This is a genomic window from Candidatus Thermoplasmatota archaeon (assembly GCA_022848865.1).
GTDB lineage: Archaea > Thermoplasmatota > Thermoplasmata > RBG-16-68-12 > JAGMCJ01 > JAGMCJ01.
In genome coordinates this window covers 1-26,015 of record JAJISE010000008.1, presented here as the reverse complement: position 1 = coordinate 26,015, position 26,015 = coordinate 1, and the positions used below count along the sequence as shown (strand labels likewise).

The following is a 26,015-nucleotide window of genomic DNA, read 5'->3' as shown; positions in this document are numbered from 1 at the left end:
AATCAAGAGAGTTCATGGCAAAGGGAGCGAGATGAAGACCGCAAGAATGACTCCTGATGGGAAGTACGAGATTCTGAGTCTCAGATTCAAGGATTTCGATGACCTGCCGAGGTCCCTTCTCATATGGCGCGAGCAGGAAGTGGGCTTCGGTTTCGAGGAATAGACCGCGCTCGGTCGGTTTGAGAGCCCTTCTTCTAGGTGGACGGATGAATCGCGAGAAGGTTTTTATGACCTGTTTCATTTGAGACCATGTGAAGAACAGGGAGCTCGCGAGAATCCTAGGCCAGATTGGCGATCTCGAGGTTATGAAGGACGAGCCGTTCAAGGCGAATGCCTACAGGCGGGCGGCGAGGATTGTGGAGGGGCTCAGGGAGGATGTTGCTGGAATCGCTGAGAGGAGGGAGCTGCAAGACCTCCAGGGAATCGGAAAGGCATTGGCCAAGAAGATCGAGGAGTATGTCAAGACCGGGAAGATAGCTTACCTGGAGAAGCTCAGAGCCGAATTCCCGCCAGGTCTTCTGGAACTCCTTCACATCCCTGGCGTTGGCCCGAAGACCGTCAAGGTCCTGTACCAGCAGCTCGGAGTGACGAGCGTCGAGGAACTTGAGCGGGCCGCAAGGAAAGGCAGAATCAGGAAGCTAAGAGGGTTCAGCAAGAAGAGCGAGGAGAACATTCTCAACGGTCTCCGCACGTTCTCCGGAGCAGGGAAGAGAGCACTCTTGGGATTGGGTCTCCCACTTGCTGAAGAGCTGATCGAAGAGCTGAGGACAAAGTGCCACATCGACAGAATATCCGTGGCGGGCTCGTCCCGGAGGATGCGGGAAACGGTGGGTGACCTCGACATTCTGGTGGCCTCAGACGAACCAGAAGGAGTGATGGAGGCCTTTGTTGCGCTCCCAGGCGTTGAAGAGGTCATCGTGAGCGGGCCTACGAAGACAAGCGTGATTGTGGAGAGAAGGAATGTTGAGCTTCAGACGACCGTAAGACTGCAGACGGACCTCCGGGTCGTTGACGCCCAGAGCTTCGGTTCCGCGCTCCAGTACTTCACCGGGTCCAAGGACCACAACATCCGTCTGAGGAGAATCGCCCAGACCAAGAACTGGAAGCTGAACGAGTACGGTCTCTTCGAGGGAGAGAAACGGATCGCGGGAGAGACCGAGGAGGGCATCTATGAAGCACTGGGGATGGACTTCGTCGCACCCGAGCTGAGGGAGGACAGAGGGGAGATCGAAGCTGCCCAGTCGGACTGCCTGCCCGGGTTGATAGGACTCGACGACGTCAAAGGAGACCTCCACATCCACACGGAGTGGAGCGATGGGACGGAATCCATCGAGAGGATGGTGGAGGAATCCAAGACGCTTGGCTACTCCTACGTCAGCATCGCCGATCACTCAAGGGGAATCAAAATCGCCGGTGGACTGGATGATGATGTCCTGCTCGAGCAAGTCGACGCTATCAAGGAACTGAACAAGAGGGAGAAGGGGTTCAAGATCTTCTCGAGCAATGAGGTGAACATCAAAGCGAGCGGTGAGCTGGACTACGATGACGAGATACTCCAGGAGCTGGACATAGTGATCGGTGCGGTGCACTCCCAGTTCAAGATGGAGAAGGAGAGGATGACGGACAGGATAGTGACGGCAATGGAGAACGAGCACGTCGATTTCATCTCACATCCCACTGGGCGGCTCATCGGCAAAAGGGAGCCTTACGAAGTGGACATGGACAGGATAATGGATGCTGCGCTGGAGACGAACACGGCTCTCGAGATCAACTCGTGGATCGACAGGCTCGACCTGAACGACAGGGACGCGAGATTGGCAAAGGAGCGGGGAGTCAAGCTGGTTCTCGGGACGGACGCGCACACGTTGGGGCAAATGCACTTCATGAGGTACGGAATCGGCACGGCCAGGCGAGGCTGGCTTGAGCCAGAGGACGTTCTAAACACTCTGCCCGCCAAAGAACTCCTGGCGTGGTTCAAGTCCTAAGAATCTTATACCACGACGCGATTCTGAACCGGGGAGGTTACATGACAACTGCAAAAGTAATCGAGCTTGTTGGCTGCTCAAACAAGAACTTCGAGGATGCTATCCTCAACGCCTTCACCGACGCGAAGAAGACCACGAGAGGTATCAGTGGCATCGATGTGGTCAAGTTCTCCGCCAAAGTAAGGGATGACGAGATCGTTGAGTTCAGGGCGAATGTGAAGGTATCGTTCCTGGTAGAAAGATAGAATGGACGAGGAGCCAGAAGACGAATTCGCAATGATGCGTCGCCTCATGCGAAGGATGTTCAACCAGCTATCGCTATCTCAGCTAGATTCGCTGAGAGACGAGTCCTTCGTATACGGGTTCTCCTTGCGAACAGGTCCCGACGGCAAGACAGAGATCTCGGATTTCGGCAACACCAGGTATCTCGAAGAGAGAAAGGGCTTGGAAGAGAGGCAACCGCTCACGGACGTAATCCAGGGAAAGGACGATATCTTCGTCACAATGGAACTTCCGGGAGCTTCGGAAGAGGATGTGGAGGTCGAGGCGAAGGGCTCCAAACTGACAGTCCGAGTGGGAGGAGAGAGGAAGTACTACGCGGAAGTGGACCTGCCCACGACCGTCCTTGGAAACGACATGAGATGGACTCTGCGAAACGGCGTGCTCGACATCGTTCTGAAGAGGGAAGTCGTCAGGGGCGTGGAGATCTAGAGGCCTGGGATGAGTCTGGAGACACTCGCGAGGCAGGTAAGGCGATGCAGGAAGTGCAGGCTGTGGAAGACACGCGAGAGGGCGGTTCCAGGTGAGGGAGACAGGAACGCGCGCATCTTCCTTGTAGGGGAGGCCCCTGGGAGAGAGGAGGACAAGCAAGGTCGCCCCTTCGTCGGAGCGGCGGGAAAGATCCTGAACGAATCGCTCGAGAAGGCGGGTCTGAAGCGGGATGGCGTTTTCATCACGAGCGTACTCAGGTGCCGTCCGCCGAGGAATCGGAATCCCAGAAAGGACGAGATAGAGAAATGTCGACCCAATCTGGAAGCGTACATCGATGCGGTGGATCCCTACGCAGTCGTGGCGCTGGGATCGTTCGCGCACAGGGTCCTGGCGGGCAGGTCGGCGAAGGTGTCCGAGGCTCGGCTCGAAACTGGGGAATACAGAGGAAGGCCATTGATCTCGACCTATCACCCCGCGGCGGTCCTCTACAACAGACGACTACTAAAGCATCTGACGTCAGATCTGAAGAGGGCGAAGGAGTTCGTAGAATCCGAGGACACTAGGGTCATTAGTGGGCCCGCTAGGAGGGGGAAGAGAGATGTCTCCATCCGGGCCGCCGGAGGCGTCATCCACAGGAGGGGAAGGGTCCTTCTCATCCGCAAGAAGAGCGAGAGACTCTGGTGTCTCCCGAAGGGTCACGTTGAGACAGGTGAGAGCCTGGAACACGCTGCCTTGAGAGAGATGAAGGAGGAGACGGGGCTCTGGTCGATAAGAATCGAGCAGGAGCTGTGCGACATCGAGTACTCCTACTACTGGCCCCAGGACGATATCAACAACCGGAAGAAGGTCACCTACTTCCTCGCGCGTGCTCCCAAGGGAAAGCCAGAGCCGGAGTTCAGGTTTGACAGGTACAAGTGGTGCACGGAGGCCGAGGCAGCGGAACTCCTCTTCCATCAGAACGACGTGAACGTTGCGCGGAAGGCCTTCGAGGCCATCAGGAAGTGATCGTTCTCGGCGGGCGGCGCGCCCAGGAAAAGCCTCCGCAGGCGGCGATCTCCACGAGCCGGGCGTTCTCACTCGTGATAACGAAGAGAAAAACATCTAAAAGGGATTCGCCCTTACTGACGCAGGGTGTTACATGAAAGAAGAGAAGGGTATTCCTGATGCACTGCTAGACTTCTTCAAAGGGCCAGGCGGACATTCCTTGATAGTCAAGGGTGCTGCGGGAACGGGCAAGACGACATTCGCCCTGCAGCTGACAGAGGAGCTGGGGAGCGTCGAGAACTCGTACTACATGTCAATCAGGGTGAGCGATCATTCCCTGTACAACCAGTTCCCCTGGCTCAAGGACAGAATCGAGTTCAAGAAGCGAATCGCCCCGACGAGGCTCACTCAGAAGCGTGAGGAAGAGGAGGGCAAGGTCGACAGAACGGAGCTCAAGAAGCTCGAGGGCCGGATAGAGATGGGTGAGGAGGACGAGAGCAGCATTTACGACAAGATTAGCGAGGGAGAGGTAAATGAGACTGGTCTCATCCTGGACCTTGGATCGGACCTCCCCGAGATCGACATGGCATATGACGTGGTCGAGAACACCCTCCCAGAGAAGAGCCTCATACTGATAGACAGCATCAACGCACTGGCAGAGAGATACGGGATTCACCCCTCGAAGTTGATGAACACGCTCCAGAAGGACCTGGTCGAGACCTCCTCCTCCGACGTCCTGTATGTGCTGGAGAGCCCTGGGGAGACGCGGCTCGACTATCTTGGGGATGGGGTCATCACGTTCACGAGCGAGGAATACGAAGGCAGACGGCTGAGAATAATGAAGATTGAGAAGCTTCGCGGCACGGAGATTAGGCAGCACAAATGTGTCTACAGTCTGGACGGGGGGAGAATCAAGACCTTTGGCTTCGAGAAGATCGAGATTCCGCGTGAGAAGTCGAGTTGGGAGCCCATGCCCGACATATCGGAGAACTGGATCTCGACGGGAAGCGAGCAACTCGACGCTCTGATAGGCGGATTCAAGAAGGGTACGATAGTCGCTGTGGAGATAGGCGGGAATGTCGACACGCTGTACTCTGACCTCATCAAGACCTCGCTCTTGTCGAACTTCATCTCGCTTGGCAGGGGAGTTGCGTTCGTCCCCGAGAAGAAGGCCTCCTCGGAGATGGTAAGGGACGAGATCATGCCTTTTGTCGGCCAGGAAGCGTTCGAGAGGTGCATGCGCGTGTTCGAACCGTCCGCCACAACTTCTGTGGAGGGTTCCAAGATAGCACTCCCGATGGAGGGTTCTGACATCGACAACGAGCTGAAATGGAGCAACATCGAGTATCATCTCTCGCAGACGGAGCGTCCAATCCTGTCCCTGATGGGGTTCGACACCCTGGAGGCGGTCTTCGGCCACGAAGTGATAGAGGACATGGCAGGTCACATGTCGTCAATCAGAAAGGCGAAGGACATCTTCATAGGAATCGTTACGTCAACGACCTCTTCTACAGCACCGCTCGCGAATCTCGCCCATACTCACCTGAAGATCGAGAACATAGACGGTTCAGTTGTGCTCTTCGGCGAGAAACCCTACACCGAGCTCCACGCCCTTTCCTTCGATCACTCGAAGGGCTATCCGCAGACGGTGCTAATACCGATAATCTAGCCCCCCAGAGCGGGCGTATGGGTATCATCGTTGATAATTGCATAGAAATGTGCTTAAATCAAGTAGAGAATGAGTATCGCAATGCGGGAGAAGGCAATTTCTAGACTACTGACTGATGATTACGCAGAGAGGATTCTTGTTGCGACGTACTTCTACCCGCGGTCAGTTCAGGAAATCAGCGACAAGTACGATATCCCCATAGCCGCTTGCTACCGCAAGATGCATGATCTCGAGGACGCTGGATTGGTCGAGGTCGAGAAGATCGTCACGACCTCCAAGGGAAAGAACATGAAGCTCTACAAGTCACAGCTCAAGAGCGCCTGCATCATGTTCCAGGAAGGGCATTTCAGAATCAGACTCGAGTTCAACTACGACGAAGACATCAACAACACGTGGATCAAGATCCCCATCCCGACCAGGTAGCTATCAGTCCTGATAATTGTGTTTTCCTTGCTGATAATCCCAAGGAAGTCTTTAAATACAAAGAGTTATAAGAACTATATCCATACCTGAGTACTTCTCACTGAGGGGGTATCAGGGAGGGTATGAAATGACACCGCTAGAAGCCTCTCAATTACTGACGGATGAATACACTGCGAAGATCCTCTTGGCGACCTTCAAGAGGAAGTTGAGCGCCCAAGAGATAAGCAGGAAATACGGGATACCCATTGCTGCCTGCTATCGAAAAATCAGGGCCCTTGAGGACATAGGGCTCTTGGAATGCGTGGAGCGTATTCTGACGCAGAAGGGGAAGAGGAAGAACCTCTATACCTCGAGGCTCAAGAACGCCTATGTTTTCTTCGAAGGCGGGAGGCTCAGGGTCCGCTTCCACTTGACCACCGGTGTGATCAAGGACTTCGGCGGGGACTGGACGGGAGTCGATTCAAAGGAGTAGTATCCGTTCTGATTCTCTCTCTTGATAAAATCGTCGAAAGTGCCATCATTTGTCACGCTAATACGTTCTCTGATGAACATCCATCAGAAGCTGAAACTGCTGCGCGATGATGACGTGAAGCACATCCTTGTTGCGACGTTTCTGTCACCGAGATCTGCGTACGAGCTTTGCGGGAAGTACTCGATCCCGATCGCCTCGTGCTACAGGAAGATAAACCTGCTGTTGAAGGCGGGGCTCTTGTCGGTGAGGAAGAGAGTCGTTACCCGGCGAGGGAGAGTCGTGAGGCTCTTCGAGGCGAATCTCAACAAGGGGCACATTCACATCGAGGACAACGGCATCCAGCTCAAGTTCGTTCTCACTCTGGACGAGCAGGCAGTGACGCAGGACTGGGAGACGATTGAGATTCTGTGATGATAATCACGCTCGATAACCGTGAGACTGAGTTTAAATAAGCCGGCCCTCTACGATTAACTGATAGGATGAAACTAAGATTCCACAAAATCCTTCCCAACGGGAAGAGCGTGATTTTTCCAAAGGAGGAGGACGAAGAGAAAGAGGTCATAAGCCTCAACGTCATCGTTTTCAAGGACACGAGGAAAAAGGATCTCGAGTAGCTCCTTAACCCATCCTCACCCGTTGCACAGAAAAAAAAAGGGGGGTGAGGAAAGCAAAGGTCCCAAGAAAATGGGCCTCCGTCTTTCCTCGGAGGAGGGGTCATCGTTATCTGTTGGCTCTTTGAAACAGCAGGCGCAGAGTATAAGCATCTTGTTTTCCAATTATCACGTGTGATAATGACCCTCTGGCCCACTCTCCAGGCATACTAGAACTTCGATTTGAGGACGACTATGCCCTCTTCGGTTGTGATGTCTATTGACTGCTTTCCGGTGACGTGGTTCGTTCCCCTCATCTTGAGGACCTCGATGTACTTGCGTCTCTCCTCGCCTTCATGGGTGTACATGAGCAGGACGATCCCATCCACTGCATGGGCGATCTCCGGCGGATAAAGCTGACCGGGAGCGACCTCGCCCGTCAGGACCGTCACGCAATCCCAGTTCTTCAGCCTGGTGACCAGATCGAACAGGAATGTCCTGTAGTTGTTCTCGATGAGGTCGCAAACGATGGTGATCGGATCGATGACTATCCTCTGTGGCATTATTGCGGCGATCTTCTCGTCCAGGATATCGAGGATCTCATGAGGGCCGCTCTCCCTTATGTCGTGCCCTATGTCGATATAGATTATTTCCCTGCCGAAGTACTCTGGATCGACGAACTCGAACTGGGAGGAGAATCTCAGCATCCACTGGGTGGGCTCGCTGAGCGTCGTGAAGAATATGCACTGCTCTCCGTTCTTGGCACCCTCGAAGAGGAACTTCTGAGCGAAGGTCGTCTTTCCCGTCCCGGCACTCCCAGCGACGAGGAGAACCGAGGGGAAGGGAAAACCTCCAGATATCATCTCATCCAGGCCAGGCGTTCCGCTGGACCGCCTTATTATCGCATTATTCATGGATCATCCCTCCCTCGCCATCTGACGGGCGTGCCATGGGGGCGTGCTCTTCCTGGAGCTCCCTGGGAACCTCCATGAAGGCTGCGTTGCCCATGTCCACCAATCTGTCGGAGCTATCGGCCAGGAACTCGTAGACATCCCTCTGGGTCTCCCGGTCAATCGCGAACGCAGTGAAGGACTTCGGATTGGACGCGACAGCATCGAGGAACTCCTTCAGGAAGCGCTTTCCGGTTCCCAGCTCGTTGTAGTGGAAGATCGCGGAAATGTCGTCTATCATCACGAAGTCGCCCTCGATGATCTTGATGATGGACGTAGAGCCGTCCGGGGTCTTCCCGATTAGCTGCAGGTCCTCGAATATCTTGGGAATCTGGAATGGGCTGTCCAAGAACGTGGTCTGCTTCCAATCCATCTTCCTCTCCCCAGATATCTTGGAGACGGCGTCGATGAAGAGCATCTCTTCGTAGTCGACCTTGTGGATCCTCAGCAGGTGGGCCATGTAGTGATAGGGCCGGTTGATGGACAAGAAAATCCCTCTGGGCCCTCTCTCCTCTAGAAGGGACTTAAGCGTGATGAGGTTGGTTTTCGCCAAGTAGACCCTGTCAGTGTTCACTAGGAGCCTGTTCTGCGAGGTCTTCATCATTTGGGATATGACGTCCCTCATGGCGATTACTTCAGTTTCGTATACCATTAGGACCCAGCCTAATCAAAAGAATTGAGCCACGCTATTAAGTGGATTTCGCACTGATTATCAGAACTGATAAGTTCGAAGTGAGCTGGCAAATGCACAGAAAGGCATTTTCAGGGGGGATTCTTAGCCCTGAGTGAACACGACCTTTCCGTCCATCACACGAACGTCAAGAAGCGTCTTGATTCTCATATCCAACTCCTTCTCGAGTTTCTCCTTGTCCGGGTTCTTGTTGAACACTATCACGACGTCGATCAGAACCGCCTTGAGAGTCCTCAACGCCTGGACTATCGCCCTTAGGGTCCCGCCGGTGCTCAGGACATCGTCAACGAAGACGACCCTGTCTCCTTCGTCGATGGAGTTGATGAACATATCCGAGCCCGAGTATCCAGTGATCTGCTTGACTGAAATCTCACCGGGAAGCCCGTATTCCCTCTTCCTGATGAAGACATATGGGATGCCCGTTGCCAGAGAGAGCGACGCTGCCAGGGGAAAGCCCATCGACTCCGCTGTGACTATCTTGTCGCAGTCGAGATCCGCCACACTAATCATGGCCTCCGTCACTTCCTCCAGGACCTCAGGGTCCCCGAGCGGAATGCCATCCGTTATGGGGTGTACGAAGTACTCATAGTCACCGAACTTCACGACCAGGCACTCATCCATGGATTCCTTCAGCTTCTCCAGCATGCGATCGCTTCCTACTCATTCCCAACCAGGTCCAGGGCCGCTTCGTTTGCCCTTTCGAGTATCTCATTCTCCCCCTCGACCTTTCTGTTCTGCATCAGTATCTTCCCGTCGCATATCACGGTGTCAACGCACGATCCGTTCGCAGCGTACGCCAGATCCGACACGAGGTTGTGACCAGGATGAAGCTGCGACGCCCTCAGATCGACCAGGACGATGTCCGCCAGCTTTCCGGGAGCTATTCTCCCTGCATCGATTCCAAGGGCTCTGGCACCGTTCTCCGTCGCCAGGGCGACCGCCTCTTGGGCGGGAAGGATTGTCGGATCCCCCGTGTACGCCTTCTGATAGAGCGCCGCGAACTTCACGGTCTCGAACATGTCCAGCGTGTTGTTCGACGCGCAACCATCGGTCCCCAGAGATACGAGAAGCCCCGCTTCCTTCATCTCCCTGTAGGGTATGGCCTTCCCAACCGCGAGCTTCATGTTTGAAACGGGATTATGGGACACCTTGACATCGTGTTTACTGAGGAGGTCGATCTCCTCCTTGTTCAGCCAGATAGAGTGAGCGGCAACAAGACGAGGGTTCAGGAATCCTATCTCCTCAAGGAATTCAACTGGCCTCTTCCCATGCTCCTCGATGCACGCGTTCACCTCATCCTCCGTCTCGGATAGGTGGAAGTGGACTAGAAGGTCCTCCTTCTCCGCGTATTCTGAAATCATCTGAAGGCTCTCCGGAGACACCGTATACATCGCATGGGGCCCGAGGGCGGGGACGATCCTATCGTTCCTCATCGACCGAATCGACTCGACCAGGGAGATGGAGCTCTGGAATCTCTCCTTTCCCGCGTCGGGATCCAGTAGATCCGTGAATCCTTCGCTCAGAACGGCCCTGATGCCCATCTCCTCGACGGCCCTGGCGGCCTCCTGCATGAAGAAGTACATATCATTGAAGCAGGTCGTGCCAGACTTGATCATCTCCAGGCACGCGAGCTTGGTTCCCCAGTATATGTGCTCAGGTTTCAGGTGCCGTTCGAGAGGCCATATCTTGTTGCTCAGCCAGTCCTGGAGAAGCATGTCGTCGGCATATCCACGAAAAAGGCTCATGGCCGCGTGCGTGTGGGTGTTCACCAACCCGGGGATGGCGGCCTTTCCCTTTCCATGGATCACCGTGTCGGCGGCCTCATCCGAATCCAAGGAGGCGATTCGGTTCCCCTCCACGCGTATGTTCTTGCGATATCCATCGAGAAGGACGTCCTCGATGAGAATGCTCAAGCAAGCACCTCGATGACCCTCGCGATGATGTTGAACAGCCTCTCGGCATTCCTCTTCTGATGCTCGAGAATCACGTCGTAGGAGAGGTCCTCGTCCGCCATGCCATGGCAGTAGTTGTCAACGCAGCATATGCTCGCGTAGGCGATGCCCTTCTCCACCGCCAGAGTGGCTTCGGACGGCATCGTCATGCCCACCAGGTCTCCGAACTCCTTGAAGATGCGAATCTCGGCCTTGGTCTCGAGCCTGGGTCCAGTTGTTTGGATGTAAACGCCGCCATCATGGGCGGTGTACCCCAGATCCCTGATGCAATCGACGAGGCTCTTCCTGAGTTCCGGATCGAGAACGGGAGTGACGTGAACGACATTCTCGTCGTGGAATGTTGGGATGTTCCAGAAGCTCACGAAGTCCGAAGGAATGACGAAATCCATGGGCCGTATGTCCTGCCTCATGCTGCCGACTGAAGATGCACCGATGATCCTCGTGACGCCCGCGTCCGAGAGGGCATGTATGTTCGCGTGATGGTTCACCCTGTGCGGAGGATGCCTGTGTCCTTCTCCGTGTCGGTACAGGAAGGCAACCTCCTTCCCCTTGATCAGACCTATCTGAACAGACGAAGAGGGATCGCCAAAGGGCGTGCCGACCCTTTCATCCCTGGTCCCTTCCAGGATCCGGGATATCTCCATTTCAGAACCCGTGATAATACCCAGGCGGGCGGTCATCGTGCGAGGTTAAACTCTCGCGAGAAATAAACGTTTGCTAGACAGGTCGGCAAGGACGCAAAACACTGAGGGGTCCGGTTTGGGTGAGATTCAGTCGGCCATCCTGGGGATGCAATCACCAGTCAGGGCGGGGATCAAACACACAGATTGGAGGGTAAAGGCGCCCGAATCCGATTCACTCCCACTGGATTGGTAGGGTCTTCGACCCTCTGCGTCCAAAAAAGCGGGTGTTTTCGCGGGAGCGACCGAAGGAGTCGTCACCGACTCCCTCAAGGATTGCAAGCTTGTTGGCCGAGTTCTCATCATACGAGGCATCTACCGGACCCCTCTCCTATCTTGCGGCTTCCTCGCAAAGACTTGAACCTCCGAAGCCGCAACATCCATGAATCTCGTGCACATTATAAAAGGTTATCGTTTTTCGGTATACGGAATAATAGCACGGACATAAAACGGTAGGATGAGGCTAATGTCCAGTCCACTCATGATCTTCTCGCGCGACTGCACTTCGACTGCGCAGACAAGCAGGATCATGTGTCGGAGGCCCTGGGGAACTCGTGTCCGAACCTCGATATCTATAAATACCGCCTCAAACATAGAAAAGGGTGATGAGGGCGAGGAAGAGAGAGCTAGCAACTGCACTCGTTGTACTATCGATTGCTCTAGCGTTACAACCCACAGCGTCCGGCGGGACCTGGACAGCCGTTCCCACTGACAACGTCGAGAACGGGAACGCCGGCATGGTAATCCAGGACATTCACGAGGAGTATGTCACGATCGACCTGTCGACGTCGGACCCGGGTGCCATACATATCCCTGTCATTGTGATGCCAGATGGGGCCAAGGCCGCAAGAGGTCTGCTGCGAGCGGCATCGCAGGAAGAAGAGGTTCTGATGCCCTTGGCCCTTGATACGTCGCAGGAGGAGGACCGATATGTTCTGGTCCTCGACCAGGACTGGCCTCAGGGTTGGGACGAGCTCATCATCGAGCTGAGCGACCAGGATTGGCCTCACTACAAGGAGGTCATAATACCACTGGCCTTCCAGGATTGGCCTCAGTCGTGGCTCCCGGTGGACCTCGTCTAGCTAGAGACCGTTTCTCAGACCGGCCACCTTCTCCATCATGCTCTTGTTTCCGATCTTCTCGAAGATCTCGTGCGCCTTGGAGAGGTGTTCCGCGGCGTTGTCCTGCTCACCCTTCTCCTTGTACATAACACCGAACTTGTAGTGGGCATCGGCCATGTTGTAGGGTAGATTGAGCTCTTCCAGTAGGGCAATGCTCTTGCTGAAGTACTCCTCCGACTTCTTCCATTCCTCTCTGAGTCGATGGGCCTGGCCGTAGTGGGAGTACACGGACGAAATCATCATCCTCTCGTTGAGCTTCTCGAAGATGCGGAGCGCCCTCTCAAGGTACTCAAAAGCCTTCTTCGTGTCGCCCTTCAGCGCGTAGGCCTCGGCCGCGTTGGAAAGGCCATATCCGATCCCCGTCGCATCCCCCAGCTTCTCGGCGGTCCGTATGCACTTCTCGTGGTACTCTATCGTCTTGTCCATGTCGTCCAGGTAGAACCACGTGGCCCCCATTCCGGTGCAGACCTTGGCCAGCTCGCTCAGGTCACCGATCTTCTCGAGCATCCCGATGGACTTCTCCATGTACGCAATGGACTTCTTGTAGTTCCCCCTCTGAGCCTCCACGCGACCGAAGGCGTAGAGAGCTCTTGCCAGATTCCAGTCATTCTTGGCGTCTTGTGATGCTTGCCTTGACTTGTCAAAGAACTCCAACGCTCGGCCGTACTCTCCATTCCTCTCGTGGATGGCCCCCAGGTCATAGAATATGCTGGCCATGGCGGACATATCGCCCGTCTCCCTCGCCAACCCAAGACCGCTCTCGAAGTTCTTCCGGGCCGCGGCCCACTCGTTTCTCCTCTCGTGTATCCACCCAATGTCCCTGAAGACCTTCAGCTGCGCGGCCTTGTCATCTAACCTCTGCGCGAGGTCCAGCGACTTCCCGCAGTACTCCATGCAGGAATCCCACTCGCCGGTCGCGAAGCAGACATCCTGGATCTTGAGCATCATCTCGAGCCTGGCAGCAAGGTTCTCGGGAGCCTCAGGCGCTGCCTCCAGCTCCTCGAGCCTGTGATAGTAGCCGTATACCGTGTCGGTCAGCGTTTCCTCTATGGACGACAGCTTCTCCGCGATCTGCTCCCCCTTGCTTGTGAGCAAGTAGAACTTCCTGAAGGGGAACTTGCCCTCCTCCTTCTCGTAGATCAGGCCCAGCTGCAGGAGATTCCTCAGGGCGGAATAGGCGGATTCCTGGTTTATCCCGACCTTTCTGTAGAAGTCAGAGATAGTCCCGCGTTCGTTCTGATGGACGTACGCGAGGATTCTCAAGGTGCCCGTCGGCTTCTCCAAGGCGGTGAGCATCATAAGGGTCGTATCAGTCGCCTTTGATTTAGTGTTTTCGCATGCTCGCGGCTCGAATCCAGAACATGACCAGAGTATCATTCCTGATATTGATTGCAGAATGTATAAGAACCCATGAGAGGTAATCCAAGAAGCGAGGATTGATTGGGAATGCTGCCCTTGCTAATGATGAGCATAGACAACGCGACGGACGAGCTCTTCCGAAACATATTCCTGGGCAAAGGGCAGGAGGTCCTCAAGGAGGGGCACTCGTACTTCCTCCACGAGCGGAGGCACGAGAGAGCGCTCGAGTACCTCACCCAGCTGATGGATGATGGCTACGCGGGCCTCTACATCACAAGGAGGCATCCGGACCACATACCGAGGAAGCGCGGGCGGGATGGGATGAAGGTGATATGGCTCTCCACCACGCTCGGCAGGGACTATGTCGACCCCCACAACCTCGGGAGCCTCACGAACCTCATTAGCAACTTCATGGACAAGGGTGGCAAGTCAGCCATTCTCCTCGACGGGCTCGAGTATCTGATGATCAACAACGACTTCCCGAGGATCCTGAAGTTCATAGAGTACGTGAACGAGATCGTGATGCAGAAGGAGGCCCTGTTCCTCGTCTCGATAGACTCGCGGGCCTTTGAATCGAAGGAGCTAGCTCTTCTGGAGAGAAACGCGGACGTAATAGGCGGCTGATTATTACGATTGAGAATCAGCCATGATACTCGTCCCGTTGCGTTATATATACCGTCGTGGGGGATTGGAATATTGAGGTCAGGAGGAAAGAAGATGGATCCTTTGGAAGCATCACGACTGATAACCGACGAATACGCAGCAAGAATCCTTGTTGCGACGTTCAAGAAACCCAAGAGCGCGATTGATCTCAGCAGGGAGTACGGGATTCCAATCGCTGCTACGTACCGAAGAATCCACATGCTGGAGAAAGCCGGACTGATAAAGTGTGTTGAAAGGGCCCTCACGCAGAGAGGGAAGCGGATCAGTCTCTATCTTTCGCAACTCAGGAACGCCTACATCTTCTTCGAGAATGGCAGGCTTCGAGTCAGGTTCCAGCTGTCCTCAGGCATCACCAAGGACTTCGGAGGCGACTGGAAAGCCGTCGACGTCCTATCAAGATAACCCCTCCTCCACAACCCACGGGCAGTTCTGGGAAACCGGAATTGCCCACCCCCTTTTTTACGCTCACCCCCTCCTCCCCAAGGACCGGGCCCGAAAGGACCTGGGCCTTCCCCCTTTTTTATATACCTGAACGAGGCCTATTATTATTGAGATGGACAAGAGGGAAAGGATTAAGTATCTGCTCAAGAGCGTTCTGGGAGTGGACGTGGATGCGATAGCGGCCAAGACGATAGCATCCTTGGCCGTGGAGAGAGCCAAGCACGTCCCAGACTTGACAAGAGCGTGGTTGAGCATGAAGGACAAGAAGGAATGGGTGACCTACGCTCTTCTCGGGAAGAAGTGACCTTTGCCCTCGGTAGCTTTATTATTCATAGATTCATTCTGAGCAAGGATGAGCATGAAGTTCGAGGGGAGGGACATACTATCCATCAAGGACTTTTCCGTGAAGGAGATCATGCATATTCTGAAGACCGCGAAGAAGATGGTTCCGGCGGCAAAGGGCGAAAGGAGGGACGAGTCCCTGAGGGGCAAGGTCCTCGCCACGATCTTCTTCGAGCCCAGCACTAGGACCCGCCTCTCCTTCGAGAGCGCGATGAGCAGGCTTGGCGGCAGGGCCATCGGAATGGCGGACCCCGAGGCGAGCTCTCTGAAGAAGGGGGAGACGCTGGCGGACACGATAAAGATGGCCGAGTCCTACGCGGATGTGACCGTCCTGAGACACCACCACATGGGAGCGGCAAGACTCGCTGCGAATTTCTCCGCGAAGCCCATCATAAACGGCGGGGACGGTGCCGGCCAGCATCCGACCCAGACGATGCTTGACCTGTTCACTATATGGACGGAGAAGGGCAAGATAGAGGGGCAGAAGGTCGCCCTCGTCGGTGACCTCAAGTACGGAAGGACGGCGCACTCGCTCTCCTACGCGCTTTCCCTCTTCGGGGCGAAGCTATACTTCGTCGCGCCCCCGACGTTGCAGATGCCCAAGGAGGTCGTGGATGATGCGAAGGTGGGCAGGGTGCGGCCCAAGCTGACGGACGACCTGAACGACGTGATCGGAAAGGTCGATGTCCTCTACGTCACGCGGATCCAGAAGGAGAGGTTCCCTGACCCGCAGGAGTACCAGAGGGTGGCCGGTCTGTACAAGGTGGACGTCGGGCTGCTCGAGGAGGCGAAGAAGGACTTGATCGTGATGCACCCTCTGCCGAGGGTCAACGAGATACACCCATCCGTCGACGGCACGCACCACGCCAGGTACTTCGAGCAGGCGTTCAACGGTGTCCCCGTGAGGATGGCCCTTCTCGCGCTCATACTGGGGGCGGTCGAATGAGGGAGCTCAGGGTCACGCCGATCAAGAACGGCACCGTGATCGACCACATACCTGCGGGAATGGCGCTCAAGGTCCTCAAGATACTCGGGATAACGGAGGAGAGCTCCGACTCGACTGTCAGCGTGGCGATGCGCGTGACGAGCAAGAAGAGCACGCTCAAGGACATCGTCAAGGTGGAGGACAGAGAGCTGCTGGAAAAGGAGGTCGACAAGATTGCCCTTGTTGCACCTAATGCGACGATAAACATCATCCAGAACTTCAACGTGAAGCAGAAGCACAAGGTGGAGCTCCCGGAGGTCGCGAAGGGGATCCTGAAATGCGGGAACCCCAACTGCATCACGAATCTCAGGGAGCCCGTGGAGACGGAGTTCGTTGTCGTCTCCAAGAGCCCGGTCCGGTTGAGATGCGTCTACTGCGAGAGAGACCTCGAGAACATCGTGGACGCCATAACCTGAACCGACAAGGTTTTTATCTGCGAAGACCATTTCCAGGCGGGTGATGAGATGCACTCGAAAAAGGATTTGGAACTAAGGGAATTAAGCGAGATGGTTCTCCAACTCGTCGAGAATCAGAGAGCGATGGAGAGGGAGATCGGATTCCTCAAGGACAACCTGAAGGCCCAGAACAGTCTTTCCAAGGAGATGCTCAAGATACACAAGATCCACAGGGACCTGGCCACGAAGAACACTGAGCAGCTGGGCCGGATAGAGACCCTGCTGAAGGATCAACCCTAGGTGTTTTTAGGCGGTCGACCCATTCGGAAGCGATGGGAGTCGACATAGCGGACATCATACCGGCGAAGCAGATCAAACTGGAGGACCTCGGGGGTAGGACCGTTGCCATCGACGCTTTCAATGCGATCTACCAGTTCCTCGCGATAATACGCCAGCCGGACGGCACTCCTTTGAGGGACTCGAAAGGAAGGACAACGTCCCATCTCTCGGGGCTCGTGTACAGGAACGCCAACCTGCTGCAGATGGGCATCAAGCCCGTGTATGTTTTCGACGGAGAACCGCCGAAGCTGAAGTCGGAGACGATCGCCGCAAGGAGCGCCATCAGGAGAGAGGCCGAGAAGGAGTGGAAGAAGGCGCTCGCAGCGGGAGACACGGAGAAGGCCAGGATCAAGGCATCTCAGTCCTCCCGATTGAACAAGGAGATGGTGGACCAGTCCAAGGAGCTCTTGGAGCTCCTCGGAATACCATGCATCCAGGCGCCCGGCGAGGGAGAGGCCCAGGCAAGCGACATGACGAGGAAGGGGGAGGTCTGGGCGACGGCCTCCCAGGACTTCGACTCGCTCCTCTTTGGCGCAGACAGACTAGTGCGCAACCTCACCGTTTCCGGGCGGAGACGGGGACGGGGGGGCGGTCCCGCCATTCCGGAGCTTGTCCTTCTCGATTCGGCGTTGGAGGCGCTCGAGGTCACGAGGGAGCAGCTCGTGGACATGGCGATGCTGGTGGGGACGGATTTCAACGAGGGCGTCCGAGGCATCGGCCCGAAGAAGGCCCTTCACATGATCAAGAAGCACGGCGACATCGAGACAGTGTGCGAGAAGGAGGGGTTCGACGTTGAGAACGTGCAACGCATCAGGGAGATCTTCCTCGAGCCGCTCGTCTCTGTGGACTTCTCCTTGGAATGGTCCGAGCCCGATGAGGACGGGACAGTCGCGTATCTCAGGGACGGATTCGACTTCTCCGAGGATCGGGTGAGAAAGGCCCTCTGCAAGATGGGGGAGGGCAGATCGTTGATGAAGCAGAAGAGCCTCGACCAGTGGTTCTGAGACCGTCCCCACGCGGAGGTTTCCGTTTCGGCGTTCGGGACCGCCAACGCGCTTCCTCGATATCCGCGTGCTTGACCCTCGCAGCGATGGCTTGGAAGACCGCATCCTTTTTATATCACGAGAAATTCATTGCCGCTCGTGTTGGACTGGCCAATCGAGGTCGCAATTCCGACGGTCGCGATCGTCTGCGGGGTCCTGAGCTTCCTGGCCTACCGCAAGGAAGTGCTCAACAAGGAGGGCGCCGCCACGGCCTTCGGAGTGGGCTTCGTCATAGGTGTCTTTGGTCACATAGCGTGGCTCATCCTCCTTCTGATATTCCTCCTGACCAGCTTCGCGGCAACGCGCTACAAGTTCGCGCTCAAGGAGAAGAAGGGCGTCCAGGAAGGCGTGAAGGGCGAGCGGGGAGGGGCGAATGTCGTCGCGAACGGGCTTGTACCGGCAGCGATAGCCTTTCTGCCGTTCATAGCCCAGAGCATGGCGGTCGAGCCCTTTCCCCTGGAGCATACTGGCATTATCTTCGTGTCGGCCATAGCGGTGGCCGCAGCGGATACTCTTGCGAGCGAGATCGGTGTCCTGAGCGACAGGACCTATCTGATCACAACGCTCAAGAGGGTCCCACCGGGGACGAACGGTGGCGTGTCAAGGCTCGGGAATCTCTCCGCGCTGGCCGCGTCAGCCTACACGGCGGTCATGGGCTGGGTGTTCCTCGCACTCCTCACGGACACGATGCCCATGAATCCGCTCGTGATCGTCATCCCGCTCGTGATCGGCTTCGTCGGCTGTCAGATCGATAGCGTGTTCGGGGCGACGCTGGAGACGAGGGGCTGGCTTACGAAAAAGACCAACAACCTCCTCACGGTGTCCATCGGGGCAGTTCTGACCTGGTTCGTGCTGCACTCCAACTTCTTCAATTGGCTTATGAGCCTTTCAGTCTAGACTCGATCAGTTCGGTGATTATTCTCACTCCTTCGTCCGCGAGCTCCTTCGCTCTTCCCTGTGATTTCGATTCCGCGAACACTCTGAAGAGCGGCTCGGTCCCCGATGGCCTCACGAGAATCCAACCGTCCGGGTAGAGTACCTTCACACCGTCGGTCGTGTCGATCTCCTTTCCTTCGAACTCGCTGGAGAGCCCTTCGAGGACCTCGGACTTGATCTCGTTGGGGCAGTGGATCTTCTTCTTCAAGTTGTGATAGACGGGCACTTCCTGCAGAAGGCTCGACAGCCGCTCTCCGGAGAGAGCCATAAGCTCGATGACCTTCGCCGCTGCCATGCCTCCGTCCCTGCAGTACTGATGCTCTGGAAAGATCAGACCGCCGTTCTCCTCCCCGCCAAAGACGGCGCCCGTCGCTTTCATCACCCTCGCGACTATCGGAGAACCCACGGCCGTGTACCTGATCTCCCCGCCAGACTTCGTCACGGCCTCTTCGACACAGCTCGATGAGCTCACTGGCGTGACAACGAGCCCGCCTGATTTCTCCTCCACTGTCCTCTTCGCGATCAGCGCCAGGCTCTTGTCCCCGGGGACGTAGTTGCCATTCTCGTCGACGAACACGGACCTGTCCGCGTCGCCATCGTGCGCGATCCCGAGGACCGCATCGGAGTCCGCAACGACTTCCATCAGCTCGGCGAGGTTCTCCTGGATCGGCTCCGAATCGTGACCGGGGAATGTGCCGTCCGGGACCTCGTTCAGCAGCACCGTCTCGCATCCCAGGCGTTCGAGTAGCCGAGGAGAGGAGAGGTATGCGGCGCCGTTCGCGCAGTCGAGGACGACCTTAGGTTTCGCCCGCTTGACGGACTCCACGTCCACGTTCCCCAGTATGGACGAGATGTAATTGTTAACGGCGTCGACCTTCTCCTCGCGGTTCCTGTAGTCCTCCCATCCAACAGTGAGAAATCGCTTCGAGAAGTAGATGTCCTCGATGGCCTCCTCGCCCGCCTTGTCCATCTCCATACCCTCGGCATCGACGCACTTGATTCCGTTGAACTCGGGAGGATTGTGCGAGGCGGTGATTATGATCCCGCCGGAATAGTCGCCGTTCTTCACCTCCAGCTGCAACGTCGGGGACGGCACGATGGAGAGGTCGATCACGGAGCAGCCAGCCGAGAGGAGGCCGGATACGGACGCGGACTTGAGCATGTCCGCTGATGTTCTCGTGTCGCAGCCGATGGCGACATTGCCCCCGCCAAAAAACGTACCGATGGCCCTGCTCAGGTCGGTCGCGAGGCCAATCGTCATCATCTCGTTCACTACACCCCTGACGCCGTTCGTCCCGAAGAGCCTGGTCATCTCATACCGACCTTCCGGCCCATGACCTTCTCGCCCTTCTCCAGCTCGTAGTCGTCGGCGATCACGGACCTCTCGATGACGCACTTGTCGGGGACCACGCAGTGCTTTCCGATTATGGACGAGGTCACCGTCACGTCCTTGCCGATCGTCGTCGAGTCCATGATCACGCTCTCCGACAGCGACGCACCTTTGACCTCCACGTCATTGCCCAGACAGACTCGCGGTCCGATTTGTCCGCCAGAGACTTTCGACCCCTGACCGATGACGATGGGGTGCTCCTCCTTCACGTTCTTCCCCAGAAGGGCCTCCTTAGACACGTCCGTGCCGAAGTAGTCCATCAGCATACCGCTGGCAGACAGGAAGTTCTCCGTTGTCCCGCAGTCGACCCAGTAACCCTCGAAGCCGAAGCCGAAGAGCCCCTCCCTGACCTGCTCCGGGAAGACCTCCCGCTCGAGGGAGACGACCTTCTCTGCCGGAATGTCGTTCAGGACGCTCTCGTTGAGCACGTAGATGCCCGCGTTCGCCTTGTGCGAGACTATCTCGCTCCCTCTGGGCTTCTCCTTGAACAACGTTATCCGGTCATCCTCGTCCATCTGCACGATCCCGAAGGCCTCGGGATTCTCGACATCCCAGAGCGCGATGGTCCCGACACCTTCTTTCTCCCTGTGGAAGTCGATGAGGGACTTGATGTCGATCGAGCTGACGATGTCACCGTTGAACACAAGAAAATCATCCGTCAGGTGATCGGCCACATTGGCCAGCGCCCCTCCCGTCCCGAGGGGCTCGACCTCGTGAACGACGACGTAGTTCCTGCCGTCATGGAGCGAGTTGAAGTAGTCCCGCATCCGCCGCGACATGTAGCTCACGGGCACGATCACCTCGTTGACGAAATCGGGAAGCAGGTCCAAGAGGTAGGAGACCATGGGCCGGTTCAGCAATGGCAGAAGAGGCTTCGGTCTGGAATACGTCAGAGGCCTGAGCCTCGTTCCAAGACCGCCAACAAGAAGGACCGCCTGCATCGCCCGGACAAGGGTCTTGGGATTTATCAACCTTTGTTCACTTGGGGCTTATCGTGACGACGTTGTTCCCGCGGAGAACAACGGTCCCGAGCCTTCGGACCTGCTCCTCCTTCGTCTCCTCGGTATCCTCCAGCACGAGGTTCATGTACTCGTCGAAACCCACCAGCTTCCCTTCGAGCACTCTGCTGTCTTTCAAAACTAGAAGTATCTCCCTATTGAGCGCATTCTCCAATACCTTCGTGGGCAAAACCATGATAGTCCCCTTCCCAGGCATGTAATGAGCGCGCCGATTTAAAGATTTGCCCCGCCAACGCCTTGCCTACCGAGGCTCTCATGTGCATACGATAGTGATCTTCGTCTGGACCATCCACAAGATCCCCTGGAGGGGACGTAGTCTCCTCACGGTGCGGGCGACTCCTCGTTCTCGGTTACAGGTACAGCCGAAGCATGTGGATGAAAGCGACACAAGCCAAGAGTAGTATTAAGAAGCCCGAAGCAATCCGTCTCTTGAATGCCCATTCGAAGGCGTCTCAGCCTGGTCCAGAGGATCTTGCTGGTGGGCGCTGTTCTCTGCGTCATACTGGGAGTCCTCATGTTGTGGCTGCGCGACATATGCATGGACACCTACTTTGCGGAGACAATCGGGTGCAAGAACACGCTCTACGACGTCGGCATCTACGCGATGAACCTCGTGGGCGCCCTCATCATGACATCCCTCGTCTTTCTCGACAGGCACCCGCGCGTCGTGGGCATCTCCGCCATCGCGCTGGGGATCGTGCTCATCTGGGTCGGCGACACGGGAAGCTTCTTCGGCGGACTCCTCTCGCTCTCCGCGGGCCTCCTATCCCTCACGTCCCTCCCCTCGGAACGATGACTTTTTATCGTTCAAACCGATGTTGTTCTCGGTTGGTTACATGGAGAAGATGAAAGTCGGGAGGGTGTTCAAGTACTTCGCGAAGCCCATGGTCGCCGCCATCCAGATCGAGGAGGGCACCCTGAAGGTAGGGGACGAGATAGCCATACAGGGTGCGACGACCGACCTCACTCTGACCGTGGAGTCCATGGAGATCGACAGGAACCCAATCCAGGAGGCAACTCCAGGTCAGTCGGTGGGCATCAAGGTCGCCGAGAGGGTCCGTCCCAACGATTTCGTGTACAAGGTCATCGAGGACTGATCCGCTGGCGCATGTGCGGTTCGCGGGAGGACGCATCTAGTCAGTTGCGAGAGCGCGGGCACTGTCTTTTCTCAGAATAGGTGTCGGGGGCGGGCTTTGAACCCGCGACCTCCAGATTTCCAAGGAGCGCTCTTCGAACGAACCCTATGAGTCTGGCGCTCCACCAGGCTGAGCCACCCCGACACTAGGACTCGGCGGGTTCCTCTTCCTCGACATCTTCCGCGGGCTCGACCGTTTCCTCGGAGGCTTCCACCGGCTCTTCCGGAACCTCGGGCTCCTCTGGAGCCTCTTCCGGGGCTTCTTCCGGAGTCTCTTCAGGCGCCTCTTCCGCTACATCGGATTCCTCGGGGGCGGTCTCCGGCGTCTCTTCCGCGGCCTCAGGCTCCTCGGGAGTCTCTTCAGCGGGCTCCTCGCCCTCCTCCGGCTCTTCGGTGGCGGGTGGCTCCTCAGGCTCCTCCTCCGGCGCCTTCTCGGGGATGTCGGGAAGCTTGGATATCCTCAACAGTTCAGACTTGCGAATCTCGACCCTCTGCAACGGCTGGATGCTCCTGCACGCCACGGCGATCTTCTTGGACATCTCTCCCATGATCATCACCCGGACCAGCTCGCTGAGGATCTTCCCGGAGGCTTCGGACCTCACTATGCCCTCCATCTTCTTCCTGATGGCTGACTGCTTCGAGGACTGTATCCTCCTTTCCGCGATCGCCATGGGCTTGATCCTGATGAGGTTGTCATCCTTGGTCATCACGTCGAACGTCCCGTCCGTTCTCGACTTCTTCCTGCGAGTGAGCCTTCGGATGTAGTCGCTCGTCATGTCGTGACCGATGAAGTACGTGTAGGCGTCGCCTCCCCTCACGTCGTGGACCTTGAACCTGAGCTTGATATGCATCTTGCTGAAGTCGCCTGTGATGTCCTGCACTGTCACCTCCGTCACGCGATTGATCAGCTTCTCGGGCGAGTCCGCTGGGGTCTCGCCGAGGATGCGGCTGTCGAACATCTCGGGCGCAATGATGTTGTACCACGTCTTGGACTTCCATTTGTCCTTGACTTTCCGTGCAGCTGTTCGGGACTTCTTTGCCATTCAGATTCTCCGGGTCGCACTCATAATTGGGACGATATAAATAACTTTGCGGACTGGCTTCGGACCTCTGACGGGCCTATCCGTACATCGATGACGGCATCTCGGGGCTCGTCGGGGATGATGGCTTGGCGTTCTCTATCGACTCGAGTATCTGCTGCTCGATGAGCTCCGCTTCCTTCAGCAGGGGCTCCGGATCGATCTCCAGGTTGGGTACCATCCTCCCGAGTACTTCGAGCATCCGCGCGGCCGCCCTCGCATCCGGGAAATCGGGTCTCGTCTCCGACAGGAGCGCTAGAACACCCTGGTCCTTCATCGCCGCCAGGTATAACAGCACGCCCGGGAACCCGCTGACCATGCCATCCTTGAGCGGTTCCAGACCGTACTCCTTGATCAGCTTCTGCGTCCGCGCCGTGCTTCCGACGCCGAAGACCTTCGGGTCCCCGACGAGAGGGACGGGCGAGTTCACGCCCTCGAGCGAAACGAAGAAGCCCACGTCCTTCTCCACCGCCCAGTTCAGGACCTTGACCGCGAGAGGCTCGATGGCATCGGCCCTGGGCATGAACTCCGAGAGCAGCACCGTCAGCTGGTCGCACTCATTGTCCGGCCCGCACTTCTGCGAGGTGGAGTACATCCTGAAGGCGGGGGACACCTTCCCCTCGTGTATTATCGCAACGGGCGGTAGCCTGCTGGAGATAATCGCGCCCACGAGCTCCATCTTGAGCGTCTTCACGAGAAAACTCCCGGCTATCGTGCTGACGAGCCCGATCGTGGGGAAACTCGTCAGGACCAAGGAATTGGAGAAGTCCCACTTCTTGTACTCATGGAATCTTATGTCGTCCTCCATCGTATCTCCCTTTGCTGGAAGACCTCCGCGAGACTTAACGTTTTCGAGAGGACCGCGCAATCAAGCTTAAAATACTGTCCCTGCTTTTGTGTGGTCAATGCGAGAGGTCATCAAGACCGTCGGCTTGACGAAAATGTACAACGGGTTCCCCGCCTTGGAGAAGCTGACCTTGACGATAGGGCCAGATGTGTGCGTGGGCTTCATAGGTCCCAATGGCGCGGGGAAGACGACCACGATAAAGATACTCACGAGCCTGATAAGATCAACCGCCGGGGAGGCTTACTTGGAGGGGATTGACATCCGAGAGAGCCCGAAGTCCGCACTCATGAACGTCGGTTCCGTTGTCGAGACACCGGAGTTCTATCCATATCTCACACCGATCGAGACGCTGGACTACCTCGGAAAACTGCGTGGCATGGGTGAGGAGTACATCAGAGATCGTTCGAAACGCGTCCTGGAACAGGTCCACATGGAAGAGTGGACGACGACGAGGATAGGGAAGTTCTCCAAGGGCATGAAGCAGAGGCTCGGAATCGCCCAGGCTTTACTTCACGAGCCCACCGTCCTGATACTGGACGAGCCGACGAGCGGGCTCGACCCGCGCGGAATGATCGAGGTCCGAGAAATAATCAAGGACCTCAAGAAGGAGAAGCGAACGATCTTCATGAGTTCTCATCTTCTGTACGAGGCACAAGAGGTCTGCGACTGGGTCGCCATGGTGGACAAGGGGAGGCTCATCTACTTCGACGAAGTCGAGAACATAGGCAAGCTCATGGGCCCGAAGAAGATTGAGCTGCAGACTGTCGAGGACCTCACGGAAAGCCACCTTGACACATTGAGAGCGTCCGAAGGCGTTGTCGAGGCCGAGGCCGTCCAGCCAAAGGTCGTTCTTCTGCGATTCGACGGAAGCAACGAGGAGAGGGCGGAGATACTGGCGAAGCTGGTGGGCGAAGGGGTTGGAGTTATTTCGTTCAAGTCCTCAGGAATGGAGCTCGAAGACCTCTACATGAGCATGATAGAGGGAGGGTCATAGCGTGGACCAGAAGACCATGGCTCCAACGGACTTCGAGCAGCTCGTCACCGTCGTGAGGTATGAGATCTTCAGGTATATCAGGAGGAGGAGGCTCTGGGCGATGCTCGCTATCGTGTTCTTGATATTCTTCTTGATCCTTCTCGTCCCTCCCGCGTACGGTGTCGACTACCCGCCCGAGTTCGGGATGTACTCCCAGATATACCTCAGTTTCACGTGGATCCTCATCCTGTTGTGCGCGACCTTCTTCGGAAGTGATGCTCTCGTGTCGGAATTCCAGCATAAGACCGGATTCGTGATATTCCCCAACCCGGTCAAGAGGTCGACAATCGCTCTGGGCAAGTTCAGCGCGAGCATGATTGCCTCGATCTTGGTGATATGCATCTACTACGGTCTCATCGCCCTCTTTGTAGGTGGAATCTACAAAGCAATCGATGTGGAGTTCGCATACTCGTTCCTCCTGGCTCTTCTCTATCTCTCGTCTGCGATGGGGGTCGCATATCTCATAAGTTCGGTGATGAAGGGCACTATGGGCTCCACCGTACTGACGTTCTTCCTCTTTTTCCTCATCCTGCCGATGATAGGGCAAATCCTCTCCTTCGTCGGCGTGAAGCCGTGGTTCTTCATCACCTTCGCGGGAGATACGATCTCTTACATCGGGAACGTCCCATATCCGCAGGATGGCTCCTTTGAGGTGACCATGAGTGGCCAGACGATGACGATCCACGAGTTCTATCCTGACGTCTGGGTAAGCGTAGCTGTCATGGTAGGGTATCTGGTCGTCTGTCTGATACTGGCCGTCCTCAGGTTCAACCGAAGGGAA

The 26,015-nt window shown here is 56.4% G+C and carries 32 protein-coding genes and 1 tRNA gene; 21 read left to right on the top strand and 12 right to left on the bottom strand.

Annotated elements, in window-relative coordinates; all coding sequences use genetic code 11:
* Nucleotides 1-251: 251 nt before the first annotated feature.
* From polX to LN415_02720, 8 genes are all read left to right on the top strand, one after another.
* Nucleotides 252-1,985, top strand: a complete 1,734-nt coding sequence (gene polX, locus LN415_02755; protein ID MCJ2556012.1) for a DNA polymerase/3'-5' exonuclease PolX — start codon at nt 252-254, stop codon at nt 1,983-1,985.
* A 41-nt stretch (nt 1,986-2,026) separates the two neighbouring features.
* Nucleotides 2,027-2,230: a dodecin family protein gene (locus tag LN415_02750; GenBank protein ID MCJ2556011.1), complete on the top strand. Its 204-nt coding sequence runs from the start codon at nt 2,027-2,029 to the stop codon at nt 2,228-2,230.
* Nucleotide 2,231: 1 nt separating this feature from the next.
* Nucleotides 2,232-2,696, top strand: a complete 465-nt coding sequence (locus tag LN415_02745) for an Hsp20/alpha crystallin family protein (GenBank protein ID MCJ2556010.1) — start codon at nt 2,232-2,234, stop codon at nt 2,694-2,696.
* Between the two features lie 9 nt (nt 2,697-2,705).
* Nucleotides 2,706-3,701 (top strand): NUDIX domain-containing protein, encoded by a 996-nt coding sequence (locus LN415_02740; protein ID MCJ2556009.1) that lies wholly within the window; start codon nt 2,706-2,708, stop codon nt 3,699-3,701.
* Nucleotides 3,702-3,834: 133 nt separating this feature from the next.
* Entirely contained in the window at nt 3,835-5,349 is a 1,515-nt protein-coding gene (locus tag LN415_02735; protein ID MCJ2556008.1) for a hypothetical protein, read from the top strand.
* Between the two features lie 81 nt (nt 5,350-5,430).
* Nucleotides 5,431-5,772 (top strand): helix-turn-helix domain-containing protein, encoded by a 342-nt coding sequence (locus LN415_02730; GenBank protein ID MCJ2556007.1) that lies wholly within the window; start codon nt 5,431-5,433, stop codon nt 5,770-5,772.
* A gap of 127 nt (nt 5,773-5,899) precedes the next feature.
* Nucleotides 5,900-6,244: a helix-turn-helix domain-containing protein gene (locus LN415_02725; GenBank protein MCJ2556006.1), complete on the top strand. Its 345-nt coding sequence runs from the start codon at nt 5,900-5,902 to the stop codon at nt 6,242-6,244.
* 72 nt (nt 6,245-6,316) lie between these two features.
* Nucleotides 6,317-6,655: a hypothetical protein gene (locus tag LN415_02720; protein ID MCJ2556005.1), complete on the top strand. Its 339-nt coding sequence runs from the start codon at nt 6,317-6,319 to the stop codon at nt 6,653-6,655.
* A 409-nt stretch (nt 6,656-7,064) separates the two neighbouring features.
* Here the strand turns inward: LN415_02720 and LN415_02715 are convergent, their stop codons facing one another.
* From LN415_02715 to LN415_02695, 5 genes are all read right to left on the bottom strand, one after another.
* The gene (locus LN415_02715; protein ID MCJ2556004.1) at nt 7,065-7,748 is read right to left on the bottom strand and encodes a KaiA-binding protein; all 684 of its coding nucleotides are present in this window, start codon (nt 7,746-7,748) and stop codon (nt 7,065-7,067) included.
* Nucleotides 7,741-8,436 carry a hypothetical protein gene (locus LN415_02710; GenBank protein ID MCJ2556003.1) on the bottom strand — a complete coding sequence of 232 codons (696 nt, stop codon included), beginning with the start codon at nt 8,434-8,436 and terminating at the stop codon, nt 7,741-7,743. Before LN415_02710 ends, LN415_02715 begins: the two co-directional genes overlap by 8 nt.
* 123 nt (nt 8,437-8,559) lie before the next feature.
* A complete protein-coding gene (locus LN415_02705) occupies nt 8,560-9,120 on the bottom strand; it encodes a purine phosphoribosyltransferase family protein (GenBank protein MCJ2556002.1) in 561 nt (186 codons plus the stop codon).
* A gap of 11 nt (nt 9,121-9,131) precedes the next feature.
* The gene (locus tag LN415_02700; GenBank protein ID MCJ2556001.1) at nt 9,132-10,388 is read right to left on the bottom strand and encodes an amidohydrolase; all 1,257 of its coding nucleotides are present in this window, start codon (nt 10,386-10,388) and stop codon (nt 9,132-9,134) included.
* Complete coding sequence (locus LN415_02695; protein ID MCJ2556000.1) at nt 10,385-11,107, bottom strand: MTAP family purine nucleoside phosphorylase; 723 nt, start codon at nt 11,105-11,107, stop codon at nt 10,385-10,387. Before LN415_02695 ends, LN415_02700 begins: the two co-directional genes overlap by 4 nt.
* Before the next feature lie 605 nt (nt 11,108-11,712).
* Here LN415_02695 and LN415_02690 point away from each other — a divergent pair.
* Nucleotides 11,713-12,189, top strand: a complete 477-nt coding sequence (locus LN415_02690; GenBank protein MCJ2555999.1) for a hypothetical protein — start codon at nt 11,713-11,715, stop codon at nt 12,187-12,189.
* Here LN415_02690 and LN415_02685 read toward each other — a convergent pair whose 3' ends face one another.
* Nucleotides 12,190-13,527 (bottom strand): tetratricopeptide repeat protein, encoded by a 1,338-nt coding sequence (locus LN415_02685; GenBank protein ID MCJ2555998.1) that lies wholly within the window; start codon nt 13,525-13,527, stop codon nt 12,190-12,192. It lies immediately after the preceding gene.
* Nucleotides 13,528-13,674: 147 nt separating this feature from the next.
* Here LN415_02685 and LN415_02680 point away from each other — a divergent pair, with 147 nt between their 5' ends.
* The 8 genes from LN415_02680 to LN415_02645 all read left to right on the top strand — a co-directional run bounded on the left by LN415_02680 (nt 13,675) and on the right by LN415_02645 (nt 18,692).
* Complete coding sequence (locus LN415_02680; protein ID MCJ2555997.1) at nt 13,675-14,211, top strand: DUF835 domain-containing protein; 537 nt, start codon at nt 13,675-13,677, stop codon at nt 14,209-14,211.
* A 93-nt stretch (nt 14,212-14,304) separates the two neighbouring features.
* Nucleotides 14,305-14,652 (top strand): helix-turn-helix domain-containing protein, encoded by a 348-nt coding sequence (locus LN415_02675; protein ID MCJ2555996.1) that lies wholly within the window; start codon nt 14,305-14,307, stop codon nt 14,650-14,652.
* 151 nt (nt 14,653-14,803) lie between these two features.
* Entirely contained in the window at nt 14,804-14,995 is a 192-nt protein-coding gene (locus tag LN415_02670) for a hypothetical protein (protein ID MCJ2555995.1), read from the top strand.
* Between the two features lie 54 nt (nt 14,996-15,049).
* Nucleotides 15,050-15,979: an aspartate carbamoyltransferase gene (gene pyrB / locus LN415_02665; protein MCJ2555994.1), complete on the top strand. Its 930-nt coding sequence runs from the start codon at nt 15,050-15,052 to the stop codon at nt 15,977-15,979.
* Nucleotides 15,976-16,434: an aspartate carbamoyltransferase regulatory subunit gene (gene pyrI, locus LN415_02660; GenBank protein ID MCJ2555993.1), complete on the top strand. Its 459-nt coding sequence runs from the start codon at nt 15,976-15,978 to the stop codon at nt 16,432-16,434. The genes pyrB and pyrI overlap by 4 nt, the downstream gene beginning before the upstream one ends.
* A 48-nt stretch (nt 16,435-16,482) precedes the next feature.
* On the top strand, nt 16,483-16,713 hold the full coding sequence (locus LN415_02655; protein MCJ2555992.1) for a hypothetical protein: 231 nt from the start codon (nt 16,483-16,485) through the stop codon (nt 16,711-16,713).
* A gap of 32 nt (nt 16,714-16,745) precedes the next feature.
* A complete protein-coding gene (gene fen, locus LN415_02650) occupies nt 16,746-17,756 on the top strand; it encodes a flap endonuclease-1 (GenBank protein MCJ2555991.1) in 1,011 nt (336 codons plus the stop codon).
* Nucleotides 17,757-17,894: 138 nt separating this feature from the next.
* Nucleotides 17,895-18,692 (top strand): DUF92 domain-containing protein, encoded by a 798-nt coding sequence (locus tag LN415_02645; GenBank protein ID MCJ2555990.1) that lies wholly within the window; start codon nt 17,895-17,897, stop codon nt 18,690-18,692.
* On the opposite strand, the gene glmM is transcribed toward LN415_02645, so the two are convergent.
* Genes glmM through LN415_02630 form a run of 3 tightly spaced genes read right to left on the bottom strand, consistent with a single transcriptional unit; the run spans nt 18,673 to nt 21,315 of the window.
* Nucleotides 18,673-20,043 carry a phosphoglucosamine mutase gene (gene glmM, locus LN415_02640; protein ID MCJ2555989.1) on the bottom strand — a complete coding sequence of 457 codons (1,371 nt, stop codon included), beginning with the start codon at nt 20,041-20,043 and terminating at the stop codon, nt 18,673-18,675. The genes LN415_02645 and glmM overlap by 20 nt on opposite strands.
* Nucleotides 20,040-21,092 (bottom strand): NDP-sugar synthase, encoded by a 1,053-nt coding sequence (locus LN415_02635; GenBank protein MCJ2555988.1) that lies wholly within the window; start codon nt 21,090-21,092, stop codon nt 20,040-20,042. The genes glmM and LN415_02635 overlap by 4 nt, the downstream gene beginning before the upstream one ends.
* Before the next feature lie 7 nt (nt 21,093-21,099).
* On the bottom strand, nt 21,100-21,315 hold the full coding sequence (locus LN415_02630; protein MCJ2555987.1) for an RNA-binding protein: 216 nt from the start codon (nt 21,313-21,315) through the stop codon (nt 21,100-21,102).
* 258 nt (nt 21,316-21,573) lie between these two features.
* On the opposite strand from LN415_02630, the gene LN415_02625 reads away from it, so the two are divergent.
* Together LN415_02625 and LN415_02620 are read left to right on the top strand one after the other, a co-directional pair.
* Nucleotides 21,574-21,936 carry a hypothetical protein gene (locus LN415_02625; protein MCJ2555986.1) on the top strand — a complete coding sequence of 121 codons (363 nt, stop codon included), beginning with the start codon at nt 21,574-21,576 and terminating at the stop codon, nt 21,934-21,936.
* Between the two features lie 40 nt (nt 21,937-21,976).
* Nucleotides 21,977-22,237 carry a translation elongation factor-like protein gene (locus LN415_02620; GenBank protein ID MCJ2555985.1) on the top strand — a complete coding sequence of 87 codons (261 nt, stop codon included), beginning with the start codon at nt 21,977-21,979 and terminating at the stop codon, nt 22,235-22,237.
* 81 nt (nt 22,238-22,318) lie between these two features.
* On the opposite strand, the gene LN415_02615 is transcribed toward LN415_02620, so the two are convergent.
* The 3 genes from LN415_02615 to LN415_02605 all read right to left on the bottom strand — a co-directional run bounded on the left by LN415_02615 (nt 22,319) and on the right by LN415_02605 (nt 24,162).
* Nucleotides 22,319-22,420, bottom strand: a tRNA-Met gene (locus LN415_02615).
* Between the two features lies 1 nt (nt 22,421).
* Complete coding sequence (locus LN415_02610) at nt 22,422-23,318, bottom strand: 30S ribosomal protein S3ae (protein MCJ2555984.1); 897 nt, start codon at nt 23,316-23,318, stop codon at nt 22,422-22,424.
* Nucleotides 23,319-23,394: 76 nt separating this feature from the next.
* Nucleotides 23,395-24,162, bottom strand: a complete 768-nt coding sequence (locus tag LN415_02605; GenBank protein MCJ2555983.1) for a PAC2 family protein — start codon at nt 24,160-24,162, stop codon at nt 23,395-23,397.
* A gap of 97 nt (nt 24,163-24,259) precedes the next feature.
* Here LN415_02605 and LN415_02600 point away from each other — a divergent pair, with 97 nt between their 5' ends.
* Nucleotides 24,260-25,195 (top strand): ABC transporter ATP-binding protein, encoded by a 936-nt coding sequence (locus LN415_02600; GenBank protein MCJ2555982.1) that lies wholly within the window; start codon nt 24,260-24,262, stop codon nt 25,193-25,195.
* Between the two features lies 1 nt (nt 25,196).
* Nucleotides 25,197-26,015 (top strand): ABC transporter permease (locus tag LN415_02595; protein ID MCJ2555981.1); only part of this gene is annotated, 819 nt, incomplete at its 3' end.